Annotated in this window: 8 protein-coding genes; 2 read left to right on the top strand and 6 right to left on the bottom strand. The window is 38.0% G+C overall.

The window, feature by feature from the left end; all coding sequences use genetic code 11:
- Positions 1 to 21: 21 nt before the first annotated feature.
- Complete coding sequence (locus tag H3V11_RS12110) at positions 22 to 612, bottom strand: CHAP domain-containing protein (protein ID WP_025329955.1); 591 nt, start codon at positions 610 to 612, stop codon at positions 22 to 24.
- A 386-nt stretch (positions 613 to 998) separates the two neighbouring features.
- On the opposite strand from H3V11_RS12110, the gene H3V11_RS11570 reads away from it, so the two are divergent.
- Complete coding sequence (locus H3V11_RS11570) at positions 999 to 1,583, top strand: hypothetical protein (protein ID WP_144353313.1); 585 nt, start codon at positions 999 to 1,001, stop codon at positions 1,581 to 1,583.
- Between the two features lie 36 nt (positions 1,584 to 1,619).
- On the opposite strand, the gene dtd is transcribed toward H3V11_RS11570, so the two are convergent.
- From dtd to minC, 5 genes are all read right to left on the bottom strand, one after another.
- Positions 1,620 to 2,054: a D-aminoacyl-tRNA deacylase gene (gene dtd / locus H3V11_RS11575; RefSeq protein WP_025329957.1), complete on the bottom strand. Its 435-nt coding sequence runs from the start codon at positions 2,052 to 2,054 to the stop codon at positions 1,620 to 1,622.
- 181 nt (positions 2,055 to 2,235) lie between these two features.
- Positions 2,236 to 3,162 (bottom strand): hydrogen peroxide-inducible genes activator, encoded by a 927-nt coding sequence (locus tag H3V11_RS11580; protein ID WP_198225087.1) that lies wholly within the window; start codon positions 3,160 to 3,162, stop codon positions 2,236 to 2,238.
- Positions 3,162 to 3,428, bottom strand: a complete 267-nt coding sequence (gene minE / locus H3V11_RS11585; protein ID WP_025329959.1) for a cell division topological specificity factor MinE — start codon at positions 3,426 to 3,428, stop codon at positions 3,162 to 3,164. Before minE ends, H3V11_RS11580 begins: the two co-directional genes overlap by 1 nt.
- A gap of 3 nt (positions 3,429 to 3,431) precedes the next feature.
- Positions 3,432 to 4,247 (bottom strand): septum site-determining protein MinD, encoded by an 816-nt coding sequence (gene minD, locus H3V11_RS11590; protein ID WP_025329960.1) that lies wholly within the window; start codon positions 4,245 to 4,247, stop codon positions 3,432 to 3,434.
- A 62-nt stretch (positions 4,248 to 4,309) separates the two neighbouring features.
- Positions 4,310 to 5,041: a septum site-determining protein MinC gene (minC, locus tag H3V11_RS11595; protein ID WP_025329961.1), complete on the bottom strand. Its 732-nt coding sequence runs from the start codon at positions 5,039 to 5,041 to the stop codon at positions 4,310 to 4,312.
- A gap of 133 nt (positions 5,042 to 5,174) precedes the next feature.
- On the opposite strand from minC, the gene H3V11_RS11600 reads away from it, so the two are divergent.
- A complete protein-coding gene (locus H3V11_RS11600) occupies positions 5,175 to 6,068 on the top strand; it encodes a Rossmann-like and DUF2520 domain-containing protein (protein WP_198225089.1) in 894 nt (297 codons plus the stop codon).
- The last annotated feature ends 210 nt before the right edge of the window (positions 6,069 to 6,278 follow it).

Consider the following 6,278-nt stretch of genomic DNA (forward strand, 5'->3'; position numbering starts at 1 on the left):
GATTCATCATGTAATTTGCTTTTAACGTTTACGTAAATAACCTAAAACACGAAAAGAATCTATTTTCCATAATCCATCTTTATAAATTAACGGAAAAGTGGCACGACTACTGGCAGTAGGACCAGGATTTTGCTGAACAATCTCAATATCATTGTCAGTAACTTTACTGATAATGGCTACGTGACCATATTTAGACCAGTCTAAGACAATAATATCGTCAACTTGAGGTTTTGTGGGAGAGCCGTTATGGAACTGAAGTAAATTACGTTTAGGATTAAGATTTCCATCTGGTATCGAATCATCAAAAAATTGTTTGGCATGATCGTAACTGTCAGGCATTTTATGATTAAAGCGTTCATAATAGTAGCGCTTAATAAATTCGACACATTGATACTTTAATCCTAAATTATAGCCATCTGGTGCTATATTTCTTTCACTTACATGGCTGATTTTTCCATTGTAGTAAACCTTAACACCATTGAATTCATCGACAACCGTACCTATTTTGCTTTCATCGACAAAGAGATCTTCATATACATAATAAAAACTGAATCCTAATAATATTAATACAATAATTATTGGGAAGAAAACTTTTTTAGATTTAAGTAAAATTTTGTTTCCCTATTATTTAGTATATTATCATTATGTTAATTAATAATTAAAAGTAAATTTAAGAAGGATGAAGTAATTTTATGATTTTTATTTATGTGGTTAAGTGCAATCTTTGAAATTATCAGAAACATCAGGAGAATAAATTAAATAACGTAAACTCTGTACTTATATTACAATAATATAAAAAATACCCGTACACCAGATAATTTGTCTTACAATTATATTTTGTAAAGATTTCAGTCACTGGTTAATTATCCAAATCAGCAAATTGTGCTATAAAACTACATTGTGTATGTATTTAAATGTGGACGTAACGAGTAATTGTTATGCAAAACAAGTTCAGATTTAGCTTTTATTTCATTATCTGTTTATTGTTTTTCAGTGATATGGATGTAGTTTGGGCTGAAGACACAACAGCATCTGTATCCACAGCCAGTGAGCCTAAATCTGTGGTCTGGTATGCTTGTCCGCTGGCAAATAACCATGTCAGCTATACAACCAAACCTTTAGATGTTCAGTGTCAGATTGCAAAGTATCCACCCGCAGATGATGATAATCTAAAAAAATATTCTCTGGAAAATCAGAATGCTCCGGGTTTGGAGCAATTGCAGCGTCTTTGGTACAGCGCTGAATTTGGACAAGACAGTGACTTAATGAAAACACCGGCTTCTCCCAAAATAGGTATTTCACTGCGACAACAGCCTCCGAAACCTGAAACTGTGACTATGATTAGAAATAAAAATAATATGGCTACAGTCCCGGCTAAAATAATCACTATACCCAAACTGACACCAAAACAACTGGTTCAGCGCGATATTGCCAGTGAACAGAATGCATTAACAATAGCGCAGCAAAAGTTGCGTCAGGCACAAAAGCAGGGAGCAACAGCACAAATTCAGCGCTGGCAACAAAATATAACAGACCGGCAAGCCAATATCCGCGTATTAAAGCAGGAACTAAGCCGATACTAAAAATTAATTTGTTTGCTATTGAATAAATACAAGTACTCAAACTTGCAGCCAGAATGTTACCGGTCCGTCATTAATCAGGGAAACCTGCATATTTGCGGCAAAGATACCGGTTTTAGTCACAATTTGTTTCTGGCATAATTCAACAAAATAATTATACAAATCATTGGCTTTTTCTGGTGCTGCACCTTTGGTAAAACTAGGGCGCATCCCTTTTTTAGTGTCGGCAGCAAGTGTAAATTGCGAAACAACCAGTAACTGACCATTAGCCTGTTTAACGTTCAAATTCATTTTATTATCTTGATCACTAAAAATCCGATAACCAAGTACTTTGTCACAGAGACGTTCAGCTTTTTGTAAATCATCTCCTTCTTCCACACCTAATAACACCAGTAATCCCTGATCTATTTGTCCGACTATTTCAGAGTTTACACAGACGCTGGCTTCTTTCACACGCTGTATTAATGCAATCATAGAAAATCCTGTTTCGAATCTGTTTGAATTTAAATTCATTTATAGATTACAGATTATTTAATCAATTTCATATGATTAAATAATCTGTAATCATATATAACTTAAATCATTAAATCAGAAAATTTTGTGCATCAAAAAACGCCTGCTATAGAGTACAGGCGTTTTTTGATTACTCTAATACTTAATCAGCATCATGAATAAATTTTACCCCAGTTAACTGCGAAGCCAGAATAGCAGATTTAATCATGCGCAAAGCTTTAGGACGGACAAAATTGCGTCTGGAAGCCAGAACAATGCGCCGCTCCGGTGTCGGACTGGTAAATGGAATAATACTGAATAACAGATGATCATTCTCTGTTAAAGCTGTAGCTGGCATGACACTAATACCCAGACCACTGGCCACCATATGTCTGATCGTATTGATAGAACTTCCCTGAATACTATTAGACAGTCCCTGAATTTTCTGACGCGAAGCCAATTCCTGACAGCTAGCCAGTACATTATCACGCATACAGTTGCCTTCGGTGAGCAGTAATACCCGTTCTTCACCTAGTTGCTTTGGTGTAACCTCGTCCAATTGCTCGAAAGCATGGCCTTTTGGAACAATAACAAAAAAAGGCTCATCATAAAGCGGAATAGTTTCCAGCCCGGTTTCAACAAATGGTTCTGCTACTACAATAGCATCCAGATCACCACGCTTAAGTGATTCTTTTAATACATCTGTATAGTTTTCATCCAGCTGTAATGGCATTTCAGGAGCCATCTCTCGCAAAGATAAAATCAACTTTGGCAGCAGATACGGTGCAATGGTAAAAATCAGACCAAGTTTAAATATTCCTTCCAGCTCACTCTGTTCCTGATTCGCCATCAGCTTAATACGATCAGCTTCTTCAAGAACACGGCGAGCCTGTACCACAATTCGCTGGCCAGCATCAGTTGTCATTACCTCATTACTGCTGCGATCAAATAATGCCAGCCCAAGCTCCTCTTCCAGCTTCTTAATTGCAATGGATAAAGTAGGCTGACTTACAAAACATCGCTGGGCAGCACGTCCAAAATGTTTTTCCTGAGCTACAGCCACAATATAGCGCAATTCAGTCAGCGTCATTAACTGGCCTTTTTCTTTCCTGTTTCAGGTAAAGTAATATTCAATGCCAATACATCCATACCGTTTTTCTTTTCCTGAGAAATATGAATATCATTTAAAGAAACATGAACATATTTTGATAACACTTCCAGTAACTCTTTTTGTAGTGTAGGTAAATAGTCCGGTGTATGAGTAGCTCGCTCCTGCGCAATAATAATTTGTAAACGATCGCGAGCCGTTTTTGCGGATTGTTGCTTCTTACCAAAAAGAAAATCTATTATAGACATGTCTTATCCTCCAAACAGTCGCTTGAGAAAACCTTTTTTCTCAGTATCCAGAAAACGGATTGGACGATCCTCACCCAGTAAACGAGCGACAACATCTTTATAAGCTTCAGCAACAACTGAATTTTCCTGCAAAATAACCGGCGTACCAGAATTAGATGCCTGTAATACATTTTGTGATTCAGGAATAACACCAATTAATGGAATACGCAAAATATCCTGAATATCCTGTACAGACAGCATTTCACCTTTTTCTACACGCTCAGGTGAATAACGGGTAATCAGTAAATGCTCTTTTACCGGTATCCCATTAGTTTCGGCACGGCGAGATTTGCTGGATAAAATACCCAGAATACGGTCAGAGTCACGTACACTGGAAATTTCCGGGTTAGTAGTGACGATGGCTTCATCGGCAAAATATAAGGCCATTAATGCACCTTGTTCAATACCAGCTGGTGAATCGCAGACTACATATTCAAAGCCCATCTTCTCAGTCAGATCTTTTAAAACCTTTTCTACACCGTCGCGGGTAAGCGCATCTTTATCCCGGGTCTGAGAGGCAGGTAATACATAAAGATTTTCACAGTGTTTATCTTTAATTAATGCCTGATTCAGAGTAGCTTCATCCTGAATAACATTAATCAGATCATAAACCACACGGCGTTCGCAACCCATAATCAAATCCAGATTACGTAAGCCCACATCAAAATCAATTACCGCAGTTTTATGGCCTGCTAAAGCCAGACCTGTTGAAATACTGGCGCTGGTTGTGGTCTTACCAACACCACCTTTACCTGACGTCACCACAATAATCTTTGCCACAATCAAAATCCTTTTTGTTATATAAATGAATCTGTCAATACATTCAAAAATCAGTCATAAAATTAATGTGCCTGAATCGCACTAAGCACCAGCCGGTCATTCTGCAGGAAAATCTGTACAGGGTGACGATACAGATGTGCTGGTAATTGTTGATCAAAAATGCGATAAATTCCTGCTACCGATACCAGTTCGGCCTGCATAGACTGTGCAAAAATGCGAGTATCCTTATTTCCGGCAGCACCAGCCAGAGCCCGGCCGCGTAAAGGGCCATAGATATGAATATTGCCATCCGCAATAATTTCCGCCCCTTCACTTACCAGTCCCAGAACAATTAAATCAGATTTTTCTGCATAAACCTGCTGACCGGTACGAATAGTGCGATCTATTACCAGAGTTGGTAAGGCAGAAACAGATGAAGTAAATTTTTCTTTTTCAGTAATTTGTGGTATTTGCGCCTCAGTTACAGCTTTGACGCGTGCACTGGCCTGTTCCTCTGGAAGAATGCTGAAAGCAATATTATGCTGTTTAGCCAGATTGGACCAGGATAAATCGGTATGGCGGATAGCAATAATGCGCAAATTATATCGTGCAAACAGCGCAATCAGCTTCGCTAAATTCACATTTGCCTGATTGGAAAGATTTTGCAGATCCAGAGTAAAAGGCATATTGCGTAAATTACCAAAACGTTCTGCCCGTTGCTTTAGTTCCTGGTTAATCAAAGTCAGATCATCTGTCAGTAATTGTACTGACAGCGTGTCCAGACGCGCAGATTTCACATTAAAAGCAGCATTCATTAACGTGTTTGCCCAAGTAAATTATGGTTAGAATATAGAGTAAGTATTGAAGTGTACCGTTTTGGTTAAAAGGCTTCAATTGCAACACGAAGCCTCAGGTAAAATAATCGTCTTTTAGTTAGAAAAATTAATAATGACAACTAGCTCCATTTGCCTGAAAAAAGCACACAGACCAAGCGTAAACATTGTTAGTGCAGGTAAGGTTGCCTCAACATTAGCCATAATCTGGCATCAAAGTAAACTGATTAATATTCAGGCAGTCTGGAATCGTAATTTTTCAGCTGCAGAGTATCTTAAAAATCACATACCGCACATCCAAGTACACAAACAGCTAGAAACATTACCACCAGCGGATATTATAGTCATAGGTGTTAGCGATCAGTTCATTGAAGAAATTAGCAGGAAAATACATCAAATTGAGTGGCTAAAGGCTGACACATTGATACTTCATTTCAGTGGTGCATTAAATAGCAATATATTAATACCACACAATCAACAAAAATTATTAGTAGGTTCATTACATCCGGTATTTGCCTTTGCTTCGATAGAAACGGCCATCAATACTTTACCGGGGCATCTATGTGCAATAGAAGGCGATGCAGAAGCATTACCTTTATTATATAAATTGGCACAGGCAGCAAACTTATCCTACTTTAATATTGATTCTGCTCAGAAAAACCGTTACCACGCGGCTCTCTCCATAAGTGCAAATTTTTTAGTAACCTTAAATGCATTCGCAAGAAATATATTGACTTCCCTGTCTTTGCCACAAGAATTGGCAGAAGCTCTGGTAAATCAGCTAATGCAGCAAAATCTCAATCAATTGCAGATAATGTCTCCGGAAGAAGCCTTAACCGGCCCCATTAAACGTGGTGACAGCAATACCATTGCCCGCCACTGGCAAACATTAGAACAATCAGAACAAACACTATATAAAGTATTGGCAGAGCAAACCTTACACTTAACCTCATTGAGTGCAGAAAAACAGCAACAGATTTTGCAAATAATCAATTCGCAAGAGAATTAGAAAGTAAATACACAGCTAAAGAATACAAATTTGATGTAATCAAAAATAATGGATCAAAAATAAACGCAAGTAAAACAGTTGAGTGAGAAGAAAGTCAAAAATAAATGCAGGCAGGAGTTGACAGAGGATTTGTGGAGGCGTATAGTTCGCCTTCTTCGCTGATGACGCGACACGAAACAAACGAACAGTTTAAAGTAGAACGCAGTCGAA

The sequence above is a fragment of the Snodgrassella sp. W8158 genome (genome assembly GCF_016100435.1).
Lineage (GTDB): Bacteria > Pseudomonadota > Gammaproteobacteria > Burkholderiales > Neisseriaceae > Snodgrassella > Snodgrassella alvi.